Annotated in this window: 2 protein-coding genes and 1 pseudogene; all 3 read left to right on the forward strand. The window is 72.2% G+C overall.

Annotated features, from left to right (window positions below):
• The first annotated feature begins 10 nt into the window (after window positions 1-10).
• The gene (locus tag ACFQGU_RS17010) at window positions 11-160 is read left to right on the forward strand and encodes a ferredoxin (RefSeq protein WP_386768890.1); all 150 of its coding nucleotides are present in this window, start codon (window positions 11-13) and stop codon (window positions 158-160) included.
• Window position 161: 1 nt separating this feature from the next.
• On the forward strand, window positions 162-1,343 hold the full coding sequence (locus ACFQGU_RS17015) for an FAD-dependent oxidoreductase (RefSeq protein ID WP_386768889.1): 1,182 nt from the start codon (window positions 162-164) through the stop codon (window positions 1,341-1,343).
• A gap of 72 nt (window positions 1,344-1,415) precedes the next feature.
• Window positions 1,416-1,668: pseudogene (locus tag ACFQGU_RS17020) on the forward strand (hypothetical protein); the annotation flags it as partial.

The following is a 1,668-nucleotide window of genomic DNA, read 5'->3' on the forward strand; positions in this document are numbered from 1 at the left end:
CAACCGCTGCATGATCTTCGCCCCCGAGGTCTTCGAGGTGGACGACTACGGATTCGCCAGCGCGCAGGGGGGCGGAGAGGTGCCGGCCGAGCTCGCCGACAAGGCACGCACCGCGGCCGCCAACTGCCCCGAACTGGCCATCGTCATCTCCGAAGGCTGACGTGTCCGACGTCGGCGTCCTGGTCGTCGGGGGTGGCCTCGCCGGCTGCACCGTGGCCAAGGCGCTGGAGGATGCCGGGCGGGGGAGCGACGTCCTTGTCGTCGACCCGGACCCCCATGCCCCCTACGACCGGCCGCCGCTGACCAAGGCGTTCCTCGCCGACGATGACCGTCTCACCCAGCGGCCGCCGTGGGCGCCCGGCGCCGTGGACTGGCTCGCGGACTGCGTGGTCGCCGTCGACCTCATGGGCCGCGCCGTCCGGCTGGCGTCGGGTCGGACGCTCACCGCGGAGACCATCGTGCTCGCGGCGGGGTCGCTGGCTCGAACGCTGCCAGGTCGTCCCGACCGCGTGATCACAGTGAGGTTCGCGGACGACGCCCGGCGGGTCAAGGAGCTGCGCAGGTCCGGCGCGTCACGGTTCCTCATCGAGGGCGCCGGGCCCCTCGGACTCGAGCTCGCGTCGACGCTCGCGTCCGACGGCGCCGAGGTCACCGTCGTCGACCCGGCTTCGGCACCGATGGAGAGGCTGCTCGGCGGTGCGCTCGGGGAGGAGGTGTCCCGCTGGGCGCGGGATGCGGGGGTGCGGCTGCTCCTGGGCACGAAGATCGCGAACGTGTCCGCACTCGGCGACGGGGCGGGGGTCGAGGCGGTGCGCAGCACGGGCGCCCCCGAGGTGTGCGACTGCATGATCACGGCGGTAGGCAGCGTGCCCGCCCCCCTCATGCTCATGGGTCCGGCCGGGCCGGTGGGGACCGCGGTCGTCGACCGGCGCCACCGCCTGGTCGACATCGACGGCAGCGTCTTCGTCGGGCTCTTCGCGGCGGGAGACCTCGCCTTCCAGCGTGATGCCGGAGGCTCGCTGGTGCGCAGCGAGTCCTGGACCGCAGCCAAGCTCGACGGCGAAGCGGTCGCCCGGGAGATCCTCGGCGACGGCGCGGGTCGGGACGAGGTCCCGTACTTCTGGACCCGGCAGTTCGGACGGATGGTCCAGGTGCTGGGCAGCATCCCCCTGGGGGCTGATCTGCATCTCATCGCCGAGGTGCCCACGACCAAGGGCGCCCTCTACCAGGCCACGTTCGGGGGTGCAGTCGTCGCCTATGTCGGCGTGAACGCGCAACGTCTGGTAGCCATGCTCCAGACGCAGCCGGGATCCGTCGCGGACTGGGCACCTTCCGAGGGATGATGGCCGAGGGATGATCGTCGAGCCACACCACTCGTGAAAGGTCCAGTGTTGCCGCGGAAGCAGAGCACGAGCGTGTCGGCCGCCGCGCTGGCCGCGGCGCTGGCCGCGGCGGACGTCGAGATCCTGCACCAGGCGCTGCGGGACGCCGAGCGCCGCGGGGCGCTCTTCGGTGAGCTCGTCGAGGCGTTGAACCAGTCGCGCGACGCAGTCTCGCTCCTGCAGCGCTCGGTCGAGGCCGTCGTGCGAGCCATCGACGCCAGCGGTGCATTCGTCTACCTCTGGGACAACGAGGGCGGCCGCTTCGTCCTTCGCTCGGCGACCGAGG

Origin of the sequence: Longivirga aurantiaca, from assembly GCF_042660085.1 — a bacterium.
GTDB classification, from domain to species: domain Bacteria; phylum Actinomycetota; class Actinomycetes; order S36-B12; family CAIYMF01; genus Longivirga; species Longivirga aurantiaca.

Excerpts from the sequence above, each read along its gene's own strand:
- ACFQGU_RS17010 (WP_386768890.1), top strand. The coding sequence starts at position 11 with ATGATCTTCGCCCCCGAGGTCTTCGAGGTGGACGACTACGGATTCGCC.